Raw genomic sequence first — 20665 nt, 5'->3', positions numbered from 1 at the left:
ATATACTTGTTATGAGTTACGATGAACAAAATATCGCAATAAATGAAGTAAACGAACCTTTAAGCGTTTACGTAAAAAACATTGGCAACTTATCAAGAAACATTTCTTTTGCAGATTTTTTTCTTGATAAGATGCTCATTGTTCAAGCAATACGGCGAGGGCTTCCGTACAAAATCTTTAAACAAATAAAATCTTTCACACCATTTACCGATGCAGATTGGGCAGAATATTTAGATCTTTCTACTAAATCACTGCAACGATATCGAGACGACAAAAACTTTTCTTTTAAACCTATTCATACCGAAAAAATTTTTGAGCTTGCCGAGGTTACAACTTTTGGAATTGAAGTTTTTGGTTCTTCCGAAAAGTTTTACGATTGGTTAAATACTCCAACTTTTGCACTAAATGGTTATAAACCTGGCGAACTTCTTAAAGATTCGTATGGCAAAGAAATGGTTATGGCAGAGCTTAATAGAATTGAGCATGGAATATTTGCGTAATGAAGGTTTTCAGGCTATCGAGAAAAAAATATGCTGAAGACTTACGTGGGAAGGGAGCAGCTCTGTTTGGCAACCGTTGGAATTCCAAAGGTGTCGAAATGCTGTACACCGCTGAAAGTCGAGCGCTGGCAATGGCTGAAGTAGTGGTGCATTTAAGCTTAGCTTCATTGCCTGATGATTATATGATGATTGAAATTGAAGTTCCTGAGTCGATTAAAATAGAAGTGCTAAAACCAGGGAGCTTAAGTGCTAACTGGAATTCAAACCCACCAAGGTCCCATACCCAACTTCTAGGCGATAGATTTATTTATTCAAAACAACATTGCGTTCTTAAACTACCGTCTGCAGTGGTAAAAGGCGATTACAATTATTTGCTGAATCCAAACCACCCAGATTTTAAAAAAATTAAAATTATTGATGTTACCAACTTTCCTTTTGATGAAAGGATATTTAATTAGAACCCCCCAACTATATGGATCCAAAAAAGATTGAGAATATTGAGCTAAAGTTTTTAACTTTAAAAGATTATGAAGCTTTAAAAAAGGCGACTATTCAATCCTATGGTGGGATGCCAAATAGCTATTGGAAAATCAACGAAATAGGTAACCTTATCGACGTTTTTCCGGAAGGGCAGGTGTTAATTATGGCCGATGGTGAAATCGCTGGTTGTGCACTTTCAATTATCGTCGATTTTGACGAATTAGGCGAAAAGCATACATATAAAGATGTTACCGACGATCCGACGTTCGAAATTCACGATCCAGAAGGCGATGTGCTATACGGAATAGACGTTTTTATCCGTCCAGATTTTCGTGGTCTTCGTCTGGGAAGAAGGTTATATGATTACAGAAAAGAACTCTGTGAAAACTTAAATTTGAAAAGTATTGTTTTTGGTGGTAGAATGCCAAACTACCATTTATACGCCGATAAACTTTCTCCAAAACAATACATCGAAAAAGTTAAGCGGAAGCAAATTGACGACCCAGTCCTTAACTTTCAAGTATCAAACGATTTTCACCCAGTGCGGGTGTTAAAAGGGTATTTAGAAGGTGATAAAGCTTCGGGAGAGTTTGCCGTATTGATGGAGTGGGATAATATTTATTACTCCAAACCTGAAAAGAAACCGAAACCTACTGCTATAAAAAGTGTGGTTAGACTCGGATTAATTCAGTGGCAAATGCGAAGTTATTCTGGAATGGAAGAATTGATGCACCAGGCAGAATACTTTATAGATAGCGTTGCTGGTTATCGTTGTGATTTTGCAATGTTTCCTGAATTCTTTAATGCGCCTCTTATGGCTGAATATAACCATATGAGCGAACCGGATGCCATTCGAGAATTGGCACAGCACACCAAAGAAATTAAAGAGCGTATGTCTCAACTTTCCATTTCTTATAACATTAATATAATTACTGGAAGTATGCCCGAAATAGTCCGAGGGAAACTTTATAACGTTGGTTACTTATGCCGTCGTGATGGAAGTGTAGAACGCTTTGAAAAAATTCACGTTACCCCAGATGAGGAGCGCGTATGGGGAATGCAAACCGGTAGCGTGCTAAAAACCTTTAATACAGATTGTGGTAAAATTGGTGTATTAATCTGTTATGATGTTGAATTTCCAGAACTTTCCCGTTTACTTGCAGATGAAGGTATGGACATTCTTTTTGTCCCTTTCCTTACAGATACTCAGAACGGATATTCGCGAGTTCGTCTTTGTGCCCAGGCTAGAGCTGTTGAAAACGAATGTTATGTAGCGATTGCTGGAAGTGTAGGAAACCTTCCTAAAGTTCATAATATGGATATACAATACGCTCAATCGGCTGTATTTACGCCTTGTGATTTTTCTTTTCCAAGCAACGGAATTAAAGCCGAAGCTACTCCAAACACAGAAATGATTTTGGTGGCAGACGTAGATCTCGATTTACTTCGTGAATTGCACACTTTTGGGGCAGTTCATAATTTGAAAGACAGAAGAAAAGACTTTTATAGATTGGAACGCGTAAAAAAGTAAGTTCAAACCTGCAAGGTGTTCCCCGTTTTTTCTGTGGAGCTCCTTGTAGGTTTTAGTCTTGCGCGTAATACTTCCCATATTGCGACTATAATCACTATAATATATTCTAAAGCGACTAGCCATAGGTTTTCGTCAAAACCATTTTTACCATAAGCGGAATAACTTAATACTACCAGAAAACTCCATACAATCGGAAATTTATACTTCGTAAAAACCGAAAGGATAAGTGGCGTTGCAATGTACCACGGATGTACCGTTGTGGATAACAGGAAGTAGAAAGATACCGCAAATAGCATTGACGTAATTAACTGTTGAGGTGTACTATTCTTTTTAAGGAATGAAAGTCCTAGGATAAAAAGCACAACTATCATTGGCAGTATTTTTCCAACAGTTCCAATAATATTCCAACCTACAACTTGAAACCCAATCCATCGAATTATATAATAGATACTTGCATTAAATTCAAAGTTTTGAAACCAAAGTCCGATGGTAGCTGCGAAGTTTTGAATAAATTCAGAAGATAGAAAAGGCAGAAAAGTTATTAAAACCGTTACTCCGACTACTAAATATAATTTTAATAATATTTTCCAGCCACATCCTCCTAGATCAATCAAAACAGATTTCGTTGAGACCTCACAGGTTTTAAAAACCTGTGAGGTTTTGTTTGACTTTGTGAAATATTTCAAAAACAAAGGCAAAAATAATAACGGAAGCAATTTGACCGAAACTGAAATACCAATTAGAGCGGCTGCCCAAAACCATTTTCCGTTGAATAACAAATAAAGTGCCCAAACAAAAAAGAATAACATTATTCCTTCAAAATGTAGGTTTCCTGTAAGTTCAATGATTATAAAAGGATTTAGGAAATACCAGAAAATATTCTTCACAGGAAGGTTTAATTGCTCTAATACTTTTTTTCCGAAGTAGAGAATACCTACATCTGCCAAGATAATCGCCATTCGAAGCACAATAACCGACCCTAAAATACTCGTTCCAGCAAACAGCCCAGCAATTGCGAAGAACAACTGATTAACTGGAGGGTAATTACTGAAGTGACTTGCATTAAGCGCACCCATTCCTTCAATTAGCTCCTGGGATTGTGCTATTGTTACGTCAAACGCAGTTGATGTAGAGGGTGTAAATAAATACGGACTAAACCCTTGAATTAACAATCTGCCATCCCATAAAAAGCGATAAAAGTCTTGCGAAAGATTCGGAATTGAAACAACAAAAGCTAATCTAAAAATAATTCCAATACTCGCTAAAACCCAAAAACGCAATTGATGTCGTGAGAGATATTTTTCTATAAATAGATAAGAAGTGATAAATAACGCAGCATAAAGACATATGAGTTTTATGAACTCACTGCGCTCCAAATTATATGCAAAACCTAAGTAAAGTACAATCGATACTAAAGCGACGAGAACTGGGTTTTTATAAGTTTTAATAATATTCAAGTCGTTTGTAAATCGATTTATGGTTGTAACTAATTTTCATCTTTTAGATTTCCAAATGTAGCTATATGTTTAAAATTAAGATGATTTTAATTTTTTGGCCATATATGAGATTGCATTTTTCATTTTTAAAAATTCATAAGAATGAAGAAGCCTCACAGGTCTTTGATACCTGTGAGGCTTACTAATTTACTTTGTGCTGAATACTAGGCACTTATTTTTACATCATACCTGGCATTCCGCCGCCCATACCTCCTGGCATTCCGCCACCGGCATTTTCGTCTTTAATATCTACTAAAGCACATTCAGTAGTTAGGATCATTCCAGCAACAGAAGCAGCGTTTTCAAGTGCTACACGTGTTACTTTCTTAGGGTCGATAATTCCAGCTTTAATCATATCTACATAAGAATCGCTCTTAGCATCGTAACCGAAGTTTTTCTTGCCTTCTAATACTTTGTTGATTACAACTGAACCTTCACCACCTGCGTTTTCAACGATAGTACGTAAAGGAGCTTCGATAGCTCTAGCTACAATATTTACACCAGTTGTTTCGTCAAGTGAATCTGTAGTTATCTTTTTAAGAACTTCTATAGCTCTAACTAAAGCAACACCACCACCAGCAACGATACCTTCTTCTACAGCTGCACGGGTTGCGTGAAGTGCATCATCAACACGGTCTTTCTTCTCTTTCATTTCTACTTCAGAAGCGGCACCTACATAAAGAACAGCAACTCCACCAGCTAATTTAGCTAGACGCTCCTGTAATTTTTCTTTATCGTAGTCGCTAGTTGTAGATTCAATCTGTGCTTTAATTTGGTTTACTCGACCTTTAATGTTGTCGGTCTCACCTGCACCATTTACGATAGTTGTATTGTCTTTATCAATGGTTACATTTTCTGCAGAACCAAGCATATCGATAGTTGCATTTTCTAAAGTGAAACCGCGTTCTTCAGAAATTACTGTACCGCCTGTTAAGATTGCAATATCTTCAAGCATTGCTTTTCTTCTGTCACCAAAACCTGGTGCTTTAACAGCAGCGATTTTTAATGAACCACGAAGTTTATTTACTACCAAAGTAGCTAAAGCTTCTCCATCAACATCTTCAGCGATTATTAAAAGAGATTTTCCCTGTTGTGCCACTGGCTCAAGTACAGGAAGTAAATCCTTCATTGAAGAAATTTTCTTATCGTAAAGCAAAATCATTGGATTCTCCAATTCTGTTTGCATTTTTTCAGTATCTGTAACGAAGTATGGAGAAAGATATCCACGGTCAAACTGCATTCCTTCAACTACATCAACATAAGTTTCAGTACCTTTTGCTTCTTCTACAGTGATAACACCTTCTTTCCCAACTTTTCCGAATGCCTTAGCAATTAAATCGCCAATAACATCGTCGTTGTTTGCTGAAATAGAAGCTACTTGCTTTATCATTTCAGATGAATTACCAACTTTAGTGGTTTGCTTTTCAAGGTTTGCAACAATAGCTTCAACAGCTTTATCAATTCCGCGCTTTAAATCCATTGGATTAGCACCAGCAGCTACGTTTTTAAGCCCTTCCTTCACAATTGCTTGCGCAAGAACAGTAGCAGTAGTTGTACCGTCACCCGCAAGATCGTTGGTTTTAGAAGCAACTTCTTTTACCATTTGCGCGCCCATATTTTCAAGAGCGTCTTCTAATTCTACTTCTTTTGCAACAGTAACACCATCTTTAGTTACTTGTGGAGCACCAAAGGATTTGCTAATAATTACATTACGACCTTTTGGTCCTAATGTTACTTTTACTGCGTTTGCCAATGCATCAACTCCGCGTTTAATAGCGTCGCGCGCTTCAATATCAAATTTTATATCTTTTGCCATAAATTTTTTATTTTGTGATTCCCTTAAAATCAGGAATCGTCAGGTTAATTTTTTTAAATTCTAAATTTCAAGCTCCAAATTCAAAATAGATACATTGGAACTTGGGATTTTTTTATTGGAATTTGCGAGATATTCTCGTTAGATAATAGCGAGTATATCGTCCTCGCGCATAATCATATAATCTTTGCCATCAAATTTTAATTCACTTCCGGCGTATTTTCCGTAAAGAACAGAATCACCAACTTTAACTGTCATTTTGTGGTCTTCTTTTCCTTTACCAACAGCTACTACTTTTCCTTGTTGCGGTTTTTCTTTTGCAGAGTCTGGAATATAAAGTCCAGATGCGGTTTTTGTTTCTGCTTCTTCTGGCTGAACCAATACACGGTCTGCAAGCGGTTGAATTTTTAATGCCATTTTTTTTATTTTTTATAGTTGTTAAACTTAAGTTTAAATGTTCTGGTGATTAATTGGCAGAAACTGTGCCAGTGGGTAAAACTGACACCTTATGGAATGAAAAATGCCAGCTTGTCAGAGGCTGGCATTTTTGGTGTTTTAAATACGTGTTTTTTATTCAGAACAATACCCATCCTGCAAATCTTGTCGTGATGGATTGTATAAGTTATTTTTAATTACGAAATACGGAACATTATAGGGTGAACCAGTATCCCCTTCTTGAAGTCCTCCTTCTGTTTGTAATAATTGCGTAAGGCCACAATAATCTGACAGCTTTGGGTTTTCTGCAATGTATAGTTGATTTCCAATTAAAGTTAAATTGGTTAAACCATTAATAGATTGTAACGCTTTGTGGTTTTCAATTATTAAACGTCCTTGAATCGTTTCTAGATTTGGAAAAATATCAAACCTTTCTAAGCCCCAATTGTATCGAAAATCTAAGTCCTCTCCGATCGTTTTAAGGTTGTTGAATGCTTCTATCTTTTTTATGAGAATGTTGCTTCCGAACAATAGATTCTTCCCTACATGGGTTAATGAATCAAAGCCATTAACCATTACAAGTTTGTTACTCGACATAATCGATAAATCTTCGCCTATATAAGTTAGGTTATTAAAACCTTCAATTGTTTCTAAGTTGGCATTTACATTTATCGTGAGGGTTGTATTGCAATTCGTTAGGTTATTAAAACCATTAATGTGTAATAGTTTATCATTTCCGAAAACATTCAATTCATTGACGGTTTTAAGGGCATTTAAGTTTTTTATTTCCTTTAAAGAAGAATTCATATAAATACTTAAAACACCTCCAATTTCTTGAAGGTTATCTAATCCATCTAGTACCGAAATATCTGTTTCAAAAATTAATAAGCTGCCATCAATTTTTGTCAAATTTCGTAATCCGTTAAGATTTGTAATTCTCGAAGAATTTTTGTCCGGACAATGGCCAATATATACGTTTCCTGATACGTGAGTTTGAGTGAAAACTTGATCTACGTGATCTTGAGTGGTAAGTATCAAGTCTTTTTTTGGGTCTAAACCATATAAATTTTCGCACGTTCTTTTTAAACCTGTTCCGTCTCCGTAACAGGAAAGGAGTAAGAAGCTAGATATTACGAGTAGAATGATGTTTCTAGCTTTCATTGTTGTTTTCTTTACATATAAAGATACGACAATTTTAATAAAAAAAATGCCACCTCTTTACGAGATGGCATTTTACGTTATATATTTAACAAAAATTATTCTGTAGTTGTTGGTGCTGGTGCTTCGGTAGTTGGAACTGCTGGAATTGCGTTTTGGTCAAAAGTTTTAGATTCTAGGCTTTTTCCTCCCATAATAAAAATGTTGGAAAATAAAATCAACGCTAACATAATGGTTGCAAGGGTCCAAGTACTCTTGTCTAAAAAGTCGCTCGTTTTCTGCACACCGCCAATTTGAGCGCCACCGCCACCTCCAAACGAAGATGAAAGTCCACCACCTTTTGGATTTTGTACCATTATAACTACGACCAATAAAAAGGCCACTATCATTATTAAAACTAAAAATATTGTAAACGTACTCATTGTGCTTCTGGATTAATCGATTTTTCTATTGCCCGAATTTGGTCTGCAAAGAAACCACTTTTTTCGGGATTTTTCAAAATTAATATTTTATATGCTTGTATTGCCTTTTTATAGTTCTTTTGTTGCAAATAAACTCGCGCCAATGTTTCGGTCATTAGTGAATCAGTGGGTCGTGGGTATGGGGCTTCTAAGTCTTTTAAACTGTCTTTAACTGTTTGTTTTTGAGAAGGTTCAGGTGTGTTTCCTGGCGCCGGAATAGGCGTTATTTTTGGGCGTTCTTGAATAAATTTATCAATCAATTCAAATTTTCTTTCTTTTTCCTCTTCAGCTAAAACAGCTTCTTTATTACTATTTGTAGATGATTCATTTTCTGCATCTTGCTGTTTAGGAGCTTCAACTGATCGTTCAATTGGTTTGGCTTTGGTCAGCTTTAACCATTCTGAAAAAGAATGTGTGTCTTTTTTTGTGAACTCTAACGGTTTATCAATTTCTAAAGGCTTCTCAGATAATTCGTTGCTTTTCTTTGAAGCGCTATCATCGTTTGCACCAAAATTGACTAAAGACTCAATTTTTCTTTGGAATAAATTGGGATTTAAAATAGCATCGGCCTTTTCTCTTTCTACTTGCCATTCTTTATTTTGTTCAACGCGAATTTCTTCTGATACATCTTCTGAGACTACATCTATTTCCATAACGGAAGTATCGTGCTGCAAGATTGTTTGCGAAATTTCATTTTGAATAAATTTTTCAGAAGTAATATATTCAAACAGGATGTCGCGGTCGGTAGTGTGAGCTGCAGCGAGTTTCAACGCCTCGTTATATCGATAGCTATCTTGGTTTTTTAGGCCTTTTAGTTGAATAGCACGCGCACTTTGAAAATAAGGATATTTCTGAACGAGGATATCCAATTCAGTTAAATCCTCAGGGGTTATTTTCTGTGGATTGGCGAGGAGATATGTATAGGTTGAAATATTCAAAATTTAAATTCAAGTTTTACGCTGCTACTTTGCTTTGAGTGATATTTACCAATTAGCTAACGATTTATTAAAAATATCTTGGGTCAATCGTTCAAAAATAGTTTCTATTGCTGTAGTTAATTGAGCACCCGTTAACTGTGTTTGCCCAGGATAATCATAATAGAAACTGAATGCTTGTTCAAAATCTTTTAAAGGTTCTTTAGTGTTGTAAAATCTCACATTAACGGTAACTGTGAGTCTGTTTTGCGCAGCTCTACTATCTGATGTTGCTGTAATTGGAGCGATATAATATTGTGTGATTTCGCCTTCATAAACTAAGTCGCCATTTGAGTTTACCAGATCCAAACTGGTTTGATTTAACAATAAGTCTTGCAGCTTTTGAGTGAAATCCCTAGCTATTCCCGGCTCTACGATGGGAGCGATATTCTGAAAATAATTTACCTGAACCGTCTTTGTCGTGTTGTAATTAATGTCTGCTCCAGTAAATGAATACGATCCACAACCTTGAAAGCAAAAGGCGATACCTATTAACAGGAAAATTGAAACTATTTTTGACATTTAAAAGGTGTGAATTATTGTAAATTACAAATTGTATTGTTTGATTTTTCGGTATAACGTCCTTTCCGAAATACCCAATTCGTCAGCGGCGTCTTTTCGTTTGCCTTTATATTTTTCTAAAGATTTTTTAATGAGCTCCAATTCCTTTTGTTGAAGTGAAAGATTTTCTTCTTCTTCAACTTCTTCGGCGTACTCATATTTGTCCTTACGGGCTTCTGAGGCATGTTCTGGAATGCTAAAAACCTCGACATCCGAAATATTGCTGTTGTTCTCTTCCTCAATAATAGCAGCTAATTCTTCTTCGGCATTGCTTTCTTCAGAATAAATTTTATTGATGAGTGTTGATTGTTCCTCTTTTACCTTTGCCGCGCTTCCGGTTTTCATCAATTCTAATGTAAGCTTTTTTAGGTCGTTTACATCGCGCTTCATATCGAATAATACTTTGTAGAGTATTTCCCGTTCACTGCTAAAATCGCTTTCGGTTTTCTTTTCGTTAACCACGGCAGGAAGATTGCTGCCCATATCTGGAAGATAATGCTTTAAGGTTGCGTATGTAATTTCTCTATTTTGTTCTAAAACTGAAATTTGCTCGGCTACATTTCGAAGTTGGCGTATGTTCCCGGACCAGCGATACTGTAGCAACAATTCAATTGCGCGTTCGTCCAAGCGAATGGTCGGCATTTTATATTTCTGGGCAAAGTCTGCTGCAAATTTTCTAAAAAGTAGGTGAATGTCCTCACGTCTTTCTCGAAGGGGAGGAAGGTTTATTTCTACCGTGCTTAACCTGTAATAAAGATCTTCACGGAACCTACCTTTTTCAATGGCTTCAATCATTCTCACATTTGTTGCTGCTACAATGCGTACATCGGTTTTTTGGGTAGCAGAAGAACCTACTTTTAGGAACTCCCCATTTTCCAAAACCCTTAAAAGTCGAACTTGGGTTGGTAATGGTAATTCGCCTACTTCGTCTAAAAATATGGTGCCTCCATCGGCAACTTCAAAATAACCACTTCTTGTTGTCGTAGCACCTGTAAAAGAACCTTTTTCGTGTCCAAAGAGCTCACTGTCTATGGTTCCTTCAGGAATTGCACCACAGTTAACGGCAATATATTTTCCGTGTTTTCTATGTGAAAGTGAGTGAATTATCTTTGGAATACTTTCCTTTCCCACTCCACTTTCACCAGTAACCAATACTGAAATGTCTGTTGGAGCCACTTGAATTGCTTTTTCCACAGCGCGGTTCAATTTTGGGTCGTTTCCTATTATTCCGAATCGTTGTTTTGTTGCTTGTATGCTTTCCATATTTTATCCCAGCAAAGTGCGGGAACTAAATTTTAATTAATAATATTCGTAGGTTGCTCTCGAAAATAAAACACCATCCTTTTTTGTTTCGGAGCTTATGGGATAATCGGAATCGTTATACTGAAATGTAATTTCCAAAACATAATTTTCCGAAGTATCAGTCCCTGTTCGGGTTATTTTCGTGGCATTGCTTGGCGATATAAATAATGAATGGTCGAAAAGATACCCATAATAATAAGTGTTGAAGGGGTAGTTATGAAACTCTTCGTAGAATGGATTTATTTTTACGTCATATTCATACGTATGGTTTATTTCCAAATTAAAATAATCTGTGGTAAGGTTAAGGTTGGTGATGTTCAGAGTACTATCATAAGTGATGATTTCATCGCTAACGATTCCCAGGTCACCTATATGTTTTACTGCGGTTAGTACATCTGTAGTATTATAATAAAATTCTGTTCGTTCTTGTGTCGGGGTAAACCATTGCACGTTGATCTGTTGCGGTTGATAGCTAAAGCTTATGGAATCCATATCAATTCCATCTGCGTCCCAATCCCTAAAAACTACCCAGGGCCTGCTGTTTTGGTCATAATAGTAGTTTTCAACAAAATCAACAGGGTAATTCAAGTGATTGTGGGCTTTTCTTGTAATTTGCCCAAAATCGTTGTAGGCATACTCCCAGAAATAGTCGTAAAAAGCGTCAATAATATGGTCTTTTGTTTTTTTGCCGTTTTCATCAAAAAAATACTCAACCATTTCTCCATTTGGAGTTCCGTTAGCATCAAAAGAGATGCTTGTATATTTTTTGATTTTCAGTTCTTGTGGGTTTTCTGAACCGTTATTATCGTCATTAGAACACGCCAAAAACAATAGACTTGCTGTAAAAAGAAATAGAATACGTTTCATAATTTATTGGTTCATGAATGCTCCACTACTTCGCCAATGAGCGTTGCAGTGGTACAATCGGTTACTTTTACTTTTACAAAATCGCCAGGTTTATAAGTTGACTTCGGAAATACCGCAACATTATTGTGTTCCGTTCTTCCGCTCCATTCGTCTTTGTTTTTCTTCGACTCTTTTTCAATTAAAACAGTCACCGTTTTTCCTAAAAATTCCGCGGTGCGAATGGCGCTGTGTTTTTGCTGGAGGTCCACAATTTCGGTCAATCGGCGGCTTTTTGTTTCTTCGGGCACGTCGTCTTCCAGCTTCCGGGCGGCCATGGTGCCGGGCCTTTCGGAATATTTGTACATATAGCCAAAATCATATTTCACATATTCCATCAAGCTCAAGGTTTCTTTGTGGTCTTCCTCGGTTTCCGTTGGGAAACCCACAATCATATCCTGTGAAATGGCGCAATCGGGAATAATTTCACGCACCTTATCGATTAGCGCAATATATTCTTCACGGGTGTGTTGCCTGTTCATTTCTTTCAAAATACGAGTGCTTCCACTTTGAACTGGTAGGTGAACGTGATTGCAAATATTGTCGTATTTGGCCATGACGTGAAGCACGTCCTCTGTCATGTCCTGAGGGTTGCTGGTAGAAAAGCGAATTCGCATTTTAGGTTGTGCTTTTGTAACCATTTCGAGAAGCTGCGCAAAATTGGTTGCGGTAGCTTGTTGCATTGGTGAGGCGTTTTTAAAATCTTTTTTTAGCCCTCCACCATACCAAAGGTAGCTATCTACATTTTGGCCGAGTAGCGTAATTTCTTTGTAACCTTTTTCGGCTAAATCATTAACTTCTGCTATAATACTATGTGGATCGCGGCTACGTTCGCGACCGCGAGTAAATGGAACCACACAAAAGGTACACATATTGTCGCAACCTCTGGTAATGCTTACATAGGCTGTTATTCCATTACCGCCTAAACGAACAGGTGAAATGTCGCCATAAGTTTCTTCTTTTGATAGAATTACATTTACGGCGTCGCGACCTTCTTCAACTTCTTTTAATAAGTTTGGAATGTCTTTATAAGCATCTGGCCCAACCACCAAGTCGACGATTTTTTCCTCCTCAAGAAATTTTTCTTTAAGGCGTTCAGCCATACAGCCCAAAACCCCAACCTTCATTTTCGGATTACCACTGCGCTTTACCGCATTGTATTTCTCCAAACGCTTTCGGATTGTTTGCTCAGCTTTATCACGGATAGAGCACGTGTTTACTAAAACCAAATCTGCATCTTCCAAAGAGTTTGTAGTGTTGTACCCTTGTTCCGTCAATATAGAAGCAACAATTTCACTGTCGCTAAAATTCATGGCGCAACCATAGCTTTCTAAATATAATTTCTTAGAATTCGATTCTTTAGCGTCAAGCGTTAAAGTGTCTCCTTGTTTTGCTTCGTCAATAACTTTTTCCATAATCTAATAAAATTCAAACCGAGTCAAATACCTTTTCGGTTCGGATTGCAAAGATACAGCTTTAAGAAATGGTGACAAAGTGTCATATTGGGTTTTGTGGAAAAAATATTGAGTAATGTGCTTTCAAGAAACTATAAGTTTTGAAATAATAATTTGAACTTTGAGGAGCCAATTGAAGAGGTAATTTTTGGATATAACAGAATTGATTTTTGTGAACAACTCCTTTCCTTTTTCCTTCCCCAAAATGGTCGATTTTTCTATTTTTACTTTTTAAGAAAATGCGAATTTCCAGAACTTCAGAATTTACTGCCAAAACGCAAAATTCATAACTCATAACTCATAATTCAAAAAATGTATTTAATCTTCGACACAGAAACTACTGGTCTTCCAAAGCGTTTTAATGCGCCCATAAGCGACACCGATAACTGGCCGCGCTGTATTCAAATTGCTTGGCAGCTTCACGACGCAATGGGAAATGTGATTGAACACCAAGATTATTTGGTGAAACCCGAAGGTTTTAACATCCCTTTTGATGCCGAAAAAATTCACGGAATTTCTACAGAATTGGCAATGGCCAAAGGTGTTCCTTTGGAAGAAGTTATTGAGAAGTTCAACATCGCACTTTCTAAAACAAAATTTGTAGTAGGTCAAAATGTTGGGTTCGATGTAAATATTATGGGAGCGGAGTTTTACCGCTTGGGTATTGAGTCGCCATTAACAACACTTCCTGTTCTGGATACTTGTACTGAAACAACGGCGCAGCTTTGTCAAATTCCAGGAGGGCGTGGAGGTAAATTTAAACTTCCAACATTAACCGAATTACACGAATATCTATTCAACATTCCTTTTTCTGAAGCACACAACGCTACTGCCGACGTTGAGGCCACTACTCGCTGTTTTTTCGAGCTAATACGACGTGAGATTTTCACCAAAGAAGAACTTGATGTTCAGCCAGATTATTTCGAAAATTTTTCGGAAGCTAACCCAAAGACCATTCAGTTAATTGGGTTAAAGCACATCAATCTTAAAAAAGCCTCGAAAAAAATTAGGGAGCAAATTCAGGCTTCTTCTGAAACTGAGGAGATTTCTTCCGAAGAAATTAAAGAAAATATTGCCACTCTTGAAGATGCGCCTTTTGTTCACCTTCACAACCATTCGCAGTATTCAATATTACAATCTACTTCTAGCACAGCAGATTTAGTCAATGCTGCCGTTGCCAATAATATGCCCGCCGTTGCCCTGACCGATTCGGGAAATATGATGGGAGCGTTTCATTTTGTGCAAGCTGTAAATACCTATAACAAATCGCTTTCTGAAGAAGATTCGGCAAAAAAATTAAAGGGAATCGTGGGCTGCGAATTTTTCGTTTGTGAGGATCATCTCAACAAATCTCAAAAAGACAATGGGTATCAAGTTGTCCTACTTGCCAAGAATAAAAATGGGTATCACAACTTGGCAAAAATGGCGTCAATCGCTTATATCGATGGATTTTATTATGTGCCTCGAATTGATAGAAATATAATTGAAAAATATAAAGAAGACATAATAGTATTAACGGGTGGTATTTACGGAGAAGTGCCCGGAAAAATTTTGAACATAGGTGAAAGCCAAGCAGAAGAAGCTTTGCTTTGGTGGAAGGAAATGTTTGGCGACGACCTTTATGTCGAAATTATGCGACACGGTCAAGAAGACGAAAATCGCGTGAATGAAGTTTTGGTCGAAATGGCTAAGCGTAACAATGTAAAACTGGTGGCGTGTAATAACACCTACTACATAAATAAGGAAGACGCAAACGCTCACGATATTTTACTCTGTGTAAAGGATGGTGAAAAGCAAGCAACACCAATAGGCCGCGGCCGTGGCTATCGTTATGGATTGCCAAACCAAGAATATTATTTCAAGAGTCAGGACGAAATGAAGCTTCTGTTCAAAGATCTTCCTGAAGCCATTTTAAATATAGAAGAAGTTGTTTCTAAAATAGAACCTTTTGTATTGCATCGCGATGTATTGCTTCCCAATTTTACAATTCCAGAAGAGTTTTTAAGTCCAGAAGATGCAGATGGAGGCAAAAGAGGGGAAAATGCGTATTTACGCCATTTAACCTACAAAGGAGCAAAACGACGCTATCCCGAATTAATAGAAGTTTCATACGAAAGCTTAACGGGAGAAGAAATTCCTGAAGAAGCTTCCGATAGGATAAAAGAAATAAAACAACGTCTAGATTTTGAGTTAGAAGTAATTGCAAATACGGGATATCCAGGTTACTTCTTGATTGTTCAAGATTTTATTGCAGAAGCCCGAAGAATGGGGGTTTCTGTTGGTCCTGGGCGAGGTTCTGCCGCAGGAAGCGCAGTGGCCTATTGCTTGGGAATAACGAATATATGTCCTATTAAATACGACCTGCTTTTTGAGCGTTTCTTAAATCCAGATCGTGTAAGTATGCCCGATATTGATATTGACTTCGATGATGAAGGCCGAAGTAAGGTAATGGATTACGTAATCGAAAAGTACGGTAGCAACCAAGTAGCTCAGATTATAACGTATGGAACTATGGCGGCAAAATCCTCCATTCGCGATACTGCCCGGGTGCTAGATTTGCCTTTGAATGATGCCGATAGAATTTCAAAATTAATTCCTAATATGACCAAGCTGAACAAAATTTTCGGCTTGAGCGATGCAGAATTAAGAGGACGTTTCCGAAGTGACGAACTCCCCAAGGTTCAAGAACTTCTTAATCTTGCGGAAGGTTTCGACTTAGAGGCGCAAACCATTAACCAGGCAAAAATTCTAGAAGGCTCTGTTCGAAATACTGGGATTCATGCGTGTGGTGTAATTATTACCCCGAGTGATATTACAGATTTTGTACCTGTCTCCAAAGCAAAAGACTCAGAATTATATGTAACTCAGTTCGATAACTCAGTTGTTGAAAGTGCAGGACTACTAAAAATGGACTTCCTTGGTTTAAAGACGCTTACGTTAATAAAGGATACCGTAAAGTTAGTAAAGCACAAGCATAATATCGATTTAGACCCCGATTCCTTTCCGCTCGACGATGAAAAAACCTACGAACTTTTCCAACGAGGCGAAACTGTAGGAATTTTTCAATACGAATCTGCTGGTATGCAGAAGTATATGAAAGAATTAAAGCCAACGGTCTTTGCCGATTTAATAGCGATGAACGCATTATACCGTCCGGGGCCGATGGAATACATCCCTAGTTTCGTAAGAAGAAAGCACGGAGAAGAGGAAATTGAATACGATCTTCCAGCAATGGAAGAGTACCTAAAAGAAACCTACGGAATTACCGTATACCAAGAGCAGGTGATGTTGCTTTCCCAAAAGTTAGCTGGTTTTACAAAAGGTGAAGCCGACGTACTTCGAAAAGCAATGGGGAAAAAGCAAAAGGCGGTACTGGATAAAATGAAGCCGCAGTTTATTTCCCAAGCTTCTGAAAAAGGACACGACCCAGAGAAACTGGAGAAAATATGGAAAGATTGGGAAGCATTTGCAAGTTACGCGTTCAACAAATCACACTCTACGTGTTACGCTTGGATTGCATATCAAACAGCCTATTTAAAAGCGCATTACCCTGCAGAATATATGGCTGCGGTGCTAAGTAACAACATGAGTGATATTAAACAAGTCACCTTTTTTATGGACGAGTGTAAGCGCATGGGGCTAAAAGTTTTAGGTCCAGACGTAAACGAATCCTTTCATAAATTCACAGTAAACGACGAAGGAGCAGTGCGTTTTGGAATGGGTGCGGTAAAAGGAGTTGGCAGTAGCGCAGTTGCTACTATTGTTGAAAACAGGAAAGACGGAGAATACAAATCGATTTTTGATTTAGCCAAACGCATAGACCTTAGGGCGGCAAATAAAAAGGCGTTCGAAAACCTTGCCTTGGCTGGAGGGTTTGATAGTTTCAATACCCACCGAGCACAATACCTACACGACGATGGCGACGGCGTAATGTTTGTTGAAAAAGTGCTGCGTTACGCCGCCAGATATCAAGAAACCCAAAACTCAGCTCAGGTTAGTTTGTTTGGAGACGCAAGCGAAGTGCAGATTCCAGAGCCAGAGGTTCCACCTTGTGAGGAGTGGGGCACAATGAAAAAATTAAAACAAGAACGGGAAGTAGTTGGAGTTTATATTTCTGGACATCCCCTGGACGATTTTAAAATCGAAATGCGAAGTTTTACCAATTGTAAAGTTTCTGACTTTAACCGTTTAGAAGAATTTTTGAACAAGGAAATGAGTTTTGGCGGAGTGGTAAGCGATGTGCAACATCGAGAATCGAAAGCAGGAAAGGGTTGGGCGATTTTTACTGTGGAAGATTATGACGACAGTTTCGAATTTAAGATTTTTGGTGAAGATTATTTAAAATGGCGCCATTTCTTAGTTCCCAATTCCTTTATTTATGGAAAGATATTCGTAAAGGAAGGATGGATGAACAGGGATACAGGCAAAAAAGGTGAGCCTAGGTTGCAGTACAACAATTTTCAGTTGCTTCACGATGTAATGGAAAATCATTCAAAAAAACTGACGCTTCAAATGCCATTGAGCGATTTGGAAGATGGTAAAATTGAAAAACTAAAAGGACTAATAGAAACGCACAAAGGCGAAAAACAGCTGTATTTTGTGGTGTATGAAGTAGCCGAAAAAATAAAGTTAACCATGCCGAGTAGAAAGCACAAAATCAATATTTCTAAAGAATTTTTGGAAGAATTGCAAAAAGAACAAATAAAATATAAATTGAACTAATTTTAAGCTAATCGAAATATTTTTAAACATATACCCGCCCGAAATACCGAGGAAAATTAGCTCATTATTTTAGTGCTAAGGTGTTATTGATTTAATTTAAAACTTCAAAAGAATAGATAAAATCAATACAATCATTTCCTAAACGTATGTTAGGGCTGTAAGGTTTCGTATAAAAATTGACTACTTTTGTATATTAATTAAAAACAAGATTATGGCATTAGAAATAACAGACGCAACATTTGAAGAAGCGGTATTAAAAAGTGACAAGCCCGTGTTGGTTGATTTTTGGGCAGCATGGTGTGGGCCTTGCCGAATGGTAGGTCCTATTATGGAAGAACTCAGCAAAGAATATGATGGCAAAGCTGTTGTAGGAAAAGTTGATGTAGACGCAAATCAGGAATTTGCAGCCAAATACGGTGTGCGAAATATTCCTACAGTTTTGGTTTTCCAAAATGGTGAAGTTGTGGGCCGCCAAGTAGGTGTTGCTCCTAAAAATGTATACGCAGAAGCGATAGACTCGTTACTCTAATACGTTTTTAAAAAAAATAAAATAACGAAAGGCTTGGCGTATTGCTGAGCCTTTTTCTATATTAGTAAAATCTCTAAATGAGTTTACAACCCGTTTTCTAGTCTAAGCTCAGATAGGATTTCTAATAAATAAAATGATAAAACAACCTCGCAATTTACTTGTGAGGATAGACAAAAAAACTATGAGCAAAACAAATAAAGTGCAGGATAAAATAGATGGTAAATTACTTGAAGAACGAAAAGTGTTTCTTTGGGGAATGGTAGACGACAGAAGTGCGCGACATATCGTGGAGCGTTTAATGTATTTAGACGCCTTAAGCCATGACGAAATTAAGTTTTACATTAATAGTCCAGGTGGATATGTAACTTCTGGGTTTTCCATTTACGATACCATGCGCGCAATTAAAAGTCCAGTCACTACAATCTGTACTGGTTTGGCAGCTTCAATGGGAAGTATATTGCTCTCAGCAGGCGATAAAGGAAAAAGATTCATTCAGCCACACGCTCGTGTTATGATTCATCAACCAAGTGGTGGAGCGCGTGGTGTAGCTAGCGACATTGAAATTACGGCACAAGAAATTCTGAAAACCAAAGAAATAAGTGCGAGAATTCTTGCTGAAAACTGTGGACAAGATTTTGAAAAAGTGATGAAAGATTTCAATCGAGATCATTGGATGGACGCTTCAGAATCTGTAGCATACGGAATAGTTGATGGTGTAATGGAATAATATTTCGAATTTAGTAAACTTCGGAAGTATTCAAATTATAAAATAATCACAAAAACATGAAAAAATTAATTTTCGTTTTCGGAATAGCCCTTCTTACTTTGACTGGTTGTAAAAATCAAGAAAAGAAAGAAATGGTTGTCGAAGAAAATATGGATGTAATGGTGTCAGAGGTTGTTGATGATCACAATTCTCAAAATTCTTTAGATTGGGCTGGTGTTTATGAAGGTGTAACTCCTTGTGCAGATTGCGAAGGCATTAAAATAGTATTAGAACTTAATAACGATAATACATATTCACTTTCTATGACTTATTTAGGAAAACCACTGGTAGAGCCTCTTAAAGAACAAGGAGAGTTTACTTGGGATAAATCGGGTTCAAAAGTTTCTCTTAAAACTGAAGATCAGCCTATTTGGTTTAAAGTTGGAGAGAACCAGGTTTGGATGCTCGATGGCGATAAAAATATTATTAAAGGTGATTTTGAAAAACTCTTTATTCTTAAAAAATCGACTAACTAATTAAGGTATTTTTTTGCATTAATTTTATAAATTCTAAAAAATCTTCGAAAATGCTTCAAATTATTAAATGAATATAGAAAAGGAAATAAATGAAATTACAGGTTTTAAAAACCTCGAACTACTTGCAAAACAGGTGGTAGAAGGCTTTATTTCTGGATTACATAAAAGTCCGTTTCATGGTTTTTCTGCGGAATTTGCCGAACATAAAATTTATAACGCTGGCGAAAGCACAAAACACATAGATTGGAAGTTATTTGCAAAAACAGATAAACTTTATACAAAGCGTTACGAGGAGGAAACAAACTTGCGTTGTCATCTAATTGTGGATAATAGCAGTTCAATGCACTACCCAAAACTAAAACAGTTCAATATAAATTCCTTAAATAAAATTGGTTTTTCAGTTTTGGCGTCTGCAGCTATTATGAATTTGATGAAACGTCAACGCGATGCAGTGGGATTAAGTATCTATAGTGAAGAATACGAGTTTTATTCGTCTGAAAAAGGTAGTGAGCGACATCATCAAATGCTTCTTCAGAAATTACAAGAAGCGTTACGCTCTTTAAAAGAAAAATCAACTACTGAAACGTATCAGCACCTTCATTTAATTGCTGAAAAGTTGAAACGAAGGTCGTTAGTATTTCTTTTTACAGATATGTTACAAAGCGATGTAGAAGCAGAAAAGCTTTTTGAAGCGCTGCAGCATTTAAAATACAATAAGCACGAAGTAATCCTCTTTCATACGTTCGACAAAAAACACGAAGTTAACTTTGATTTTAACAATCGCCCAAAGCGTTTTGTGGATGTCGAAACTGGAGAACACATTAATTTGTATGCAGACAACATCAAACATCAGTATGAAGAAGCTATTCAAGACTATTTTCAAGAATTACAGTTGCGATGTGCACAATACAGAATTAAGTATGTAAGTACAAATATAAATGACAGTTTTAATAAAATATTGACTACTTATTTAGTAGAGCGTCAGAAGTTTGGCTAGTTTTAAGCATGCGCCATCAGATTGTTTGCATTTGATTTTTAAGAGTTGCATTAGGATGGGAAATGACGAATGAAAATAATTATTTCATTTTTTTTTAAAAATAGTTT

Annotated in this window: 18 protein-coding genes; 8 read left to right on the top strand and 10 right to left on the bottom strand. The window is 37.0% G+C overall.

Going from position 1 to position 20665, the window contains the following annotated elements; genetic code table 11:
- Positions 1-11 precede the first annotated feature (11 nt).
- Genes parS through BLW28_RS01505 form a run of 3 tightly spaced genes read left to right on the top strand, consistent with a single transcriptional unit; the run spans position 12 to position 2511 of the window.
- On the top strand, positions 12-500 hold the full coding sequence (parS, locus tag BLW28_RS01515; RefSeq protein ID WP_073213779.1) for a type II RES/Xre toxin-antitoxin system antitoxin: 489 nt from the start codon (positions 12-14) through the stop codon (positions 498-500).
- A complete protein-coding gene (locus BLW28_RS01510) occupies positions 500-958 on the top strand; it encodes an RES family NAD+ phosphorylase (protein WP_073213778.1) in 459 nt (152 codons plus the stop codon). The genes parS and BLW28_RS01510 overlap by 1 nt, the downstream gene beginning before the upstream one ends.
- A 14-nt stretch (positions 959-972) precedes the next feature.
- Positions 973-2511, top strand: coding sequence for a carbon-nitrogen hydrolase family protein (locus BLW28_RS01505; protein ID WP_073213775.1), 1539 nt, complete (start codon positions 973-975; stop codon positions 2509-2511).
- Positions 2512-2513: 2 nt separating this feature from the next.
- Here BLW28_RS01505 and BLW28_RS01500 read toward each other — a convergent pair whose 3' ends face one another.
- The 10 genes from BLW28_RS01500 to miaB all read right to left on the bottom strand — a co-directional run bounded on the left by BLW28_RS01500 (position 2514) and on the right by miaB (position 13029).
- Entirely contained in the window at positions 2514-3968 is a 1455-nt protein-coding gene (locus BLW28_RS01500) for an MptA/MptB family glycosyltransferase (RefSeq protein ID WP_092842519.1), read from the bottom strand.
- Between the two features lie 217 nt (positions 3969-4185).
- Entirely contained in the window at positions 4186-5823 is a 1638-nt protein-coding gene (gene groL, locus BLW28_RS01495) for a chaperonin GroEL (protein ID WP_073213773.1), read from the bottom strand.
- A gap of 138 nt (positions 5824-5961) precedes the next feature.
- Positions 5962-6237: a co-chaperone GroES gene (locus BLW28_RS01490; protein WP_073213770.1), complete on the bottom strand. Its 276-nt coding sequence runs from the start codon at positions 6235-6237 to the stop codon at positions 5962-5964.
- Positions 6238-6390: 153 nt separating this feature from the next.
- On the bottom strand, positions 6391-7416 hold the full coding sequence (locus BLW28_RS01485; RefSeq protein WP_073213767.1) for a hypothetical protein: 1026 nt from the start codon (positions 7414-7416) through the stop codon (positions 6391-6393).
- Positions 7417-7511: 95 nt separating this feature from the next.
- Positions 7512-7835 (bottom strand): preprotein translocase subunit SecG, encoded by a 324-nt coding sequence (gene secG, locus BLW28_RS01480; protein ID WP_073213764.1) that lies wholly within the window; start codon positions 7833-7835, stop codon positions 7512-7514.
- A complete protein-coding gene (locus BLW28_RS01475) occupies positions 7832-8812 on the bottom strand; it encodes a hypothetical protein (RefSeq protein WP_073213761.1) in 981 nt (326 codons plus the stop codon). The genes secG and BLW28_RS01475 overlap by 4 nt, the downstream gene beginning before the upstream one ends.
- A gap of 45 nt (positions 8813-8857) precedes the next feature.
- Positions 8858-9370, bottom strand: coding sequence for an LptE family protein (locus BLW28_RS01470; RefSeq protein WP_073213758.1), 513 nt, complete (start codon positions 9368-9370; stop codon positions 8858-8860).
- 24 nt (positions 9371-9394) lie between these two features.
- Positions 9395-10672 (bottom strand): sigma-54 interaction domain-containing protein, encoded by a 1278-nt coding sequence (locus tag BLW28_RS01465; RefSeq protein ID WP_073213754.1) that lies wholly within the window; start codon positions 10670-10672, stop codon positions 9395-9397.
- 36 nt (positions 10673-10708) lie between these two features.
- A complete protein-coding gene (locus tag BLW28_RS01460; protein ID WP_073213751.1) occupies positions 10709-11578 on the bottom strand; it encodes a hypothetical protein in 870 nt (289 codons plus the stop codon).
- Between the two features lie 11 nt (positions 11579-11589).
- Positions 11590-13029, bottom strand: a complete 1440-nt coding sequence (miaB, locus tag BLW28_RS01455; protein WP_073213749.1) for a tRNA (N6-isopentenyl adenosine(37)-C2)-methylthiotransferase MiaB — start codon at positions 13027-13029, stop codon at positions 11590-11592.
- Between the two features lie 351 nt (positions 13030-13380).
- Between miaB and dnaE the strand changes: the two genes are divergently transcribed.
- From dnaE to BLW28_RS01425, 5 genes are all read left to right on the top strand, one after another.
- The gene (gene dnaE, locus BLW28_RS01445) at positions 13381-17790 is read left to right on the top strand and encodes a DNA polymerase III subunit alpha (RefSeq protein WP_073213744.1); all 4410 of its coding nucleotides are present in this window, start codon (positions 13381-13383) and stop codon (positions 17788-17790) included.
- 211 nt (positions 17791-18001) lie between these two features.
- Positions 18002-18319, top strand: coding sequence for a thioredoxin (gene trxA, locus BLW28_RS01440; RefSeq protein ID WP_073213742.1), 318 nt, complete (start codon positions 18002-18004; stop codon positions 18317-18319).
- 133 nt (positions 18320-18452) lie between these two features.
- On the top strand, positions 18453-19046 hold the full coding sequence (locus tag BLW28_RS01435; RefSeq protein ID WP_073213739.1) for a ClpP family protease: 594 nt from the start codon (positions 18453-18455) through the stop codon (positions 19044-19046).
- Positions 19047-19102: 56 nt separating this feature from the next.
- The gene (locus BLW28_RS01430; RefSeq protein ID WP_073213737.1) at positions 19103-19561 is read left to right on the top strand and encodes a copper resistance protein NlpE; all 459 of its coding nucleotides are present in this window, start codon (positions 19103-19105) and stop codon (positions 19559-19561) included.
- Positions 19562-19628: 67 nt separating this feature from the next.
- Positions 19629-20558, top strand: a complete 930-nt coding sequence (locus BLW28_RS01425; protein WP_073213734.1) for a DUF58 domain-containing protein — start codon at positions 19629-19631, stop codon at positions 20556-20558.
- Positions 20559-20665 lie beyond the last annotated feature (107 nt).

The sequence above is a fragment of the Aequorivita viscosa genome (assembly GCF_900106795.1).
Lineage (GTDB): Bacteria > Bacteroidota > Bacteroidia > Flavobacteriales > Flavobacteriaceae > Aequorivita > Aequorivita viscosa.
Note: the sequence above shows the minus strand (reverse complement) of the source record. Positions and strands in the feature narration are given on the sequence as shown.

What these genes read in the sequence shown, in the direction of transcription:
- BLW28_RS01510 (WP_073213778.1), top strand. Translation starts at nt 500, where the DNA reads ATGAAGGTTTTCAGGCTATCGAGAAAAAAATATGCTGAAGACTTACGT.
- trxA (WP_073213742.1), top strand. Translation starts at nt 18,002, where the DNA reads ATGGCATTAGAAATAACAGACGCAACATTTGAAGAAGCGGTATTAAAA.
- groL (WP_073213773.1), bottom strand. Translation starts at nt 5,823, where the DNA reads ATGGCAAAAGATATAAAATTTGATATTGAAGCGCGCGACGCTATTAAA.
- BLW28_RS01485 (WP_073213767.1), bottom strand. Translation starts at nt 7,416, where the DNA reads ATGAAAGCTAGAAACATCATTCTACTCGTAATATCTAGCTTCTTACTC.
- BLW28_RS01505 (WP_073213775.1), top strand. Translation starts at nt 973, where the DNA reads ATGGATCCAAAAAAGATTGAGAATATTGAGCTAAAGTTTTTAACTTTA.
- BLW28_RS01460 (WP_073213751.1), bottom strand. Translation starts at nt 11,578, where the DNA reads ATGAAACGTATTCTATTTCTTTTTACAGCAAGTCTATTGTTTTTGGCG.
- BLW28_RS01465 (WP_073213754.1), bottom strand. Translation starts at nt 10,672, where the DNA reads ATGGAAAGCATACAAGCAACAAAACAACGATTCGGAATAATAGGAAAC.
- BLW28_RS01470 (WP_073213758.1), bottom strand. Translation starts at nt 9,370, where the DNA reads ATGTCAAAAATAGTTTCAATTTTCCTGTTAATAGGTATCGCCTTTTGC.
- parS (WP_073213779.1), top strand. Translation starts at nt 12, where the DNA reads ATGAGTTACGATGAACAAAATATCGCAATAAATGAAGTAAACGAACCT.
- secG (WP_073213764.1), bottom strand. Translation starts at nt 7,835, where the DNA reads ATGAGTACGTTTACAATATTTTTAGTTTTAATAATGATAGTGGCCTTT.
- BLW28_RS01435 (WP_073213739.1), top strand. Translation starts at nt 18,453, where the DNA reads ATGATAAAACAACCTCGCAATTTACTTGTGAGGATAGACAAAAAAACT.
- BLW28_RS01430 (WP_073213737.1), top strand. Translation starts at nt 19,103, where the DNA reads ATGAAAAAATTAATTTTCGTTTTCGGAATAGCCCTTCTTACTTTGACT.
- miaB (WP_073213749.1), bottom strand. Translation starts at nt 13,029, where the DNA reads ATGGAAAAAGTTATTGACGAAGCAAAACAAGGAGACACTTTAACGCTT.
- BLW28_RS01425 (WP_073213734.1), top strand. Translation starts at nt 19,629, where the DNA reads ATGAATATAGAAAAGGAAATAAATGAAATTACAGGTTTTAAAAACCTC.
- BLW28_RS01490 (WP_073213770.1), bottom strand. Translation starts at nt 6,237, where the DNA reads ATGGCATTAAAAATTCAACCGCTTGCAGACCGTGTATTGGTTCAGCCA.
- dnaE (WP_073213744.1), top strand. Translation starts at nt 13,381, where the DNA reads ATGTATTTAATCTTCGACACAGAAACTACTGGTCTTCCAAAGCGTTTT.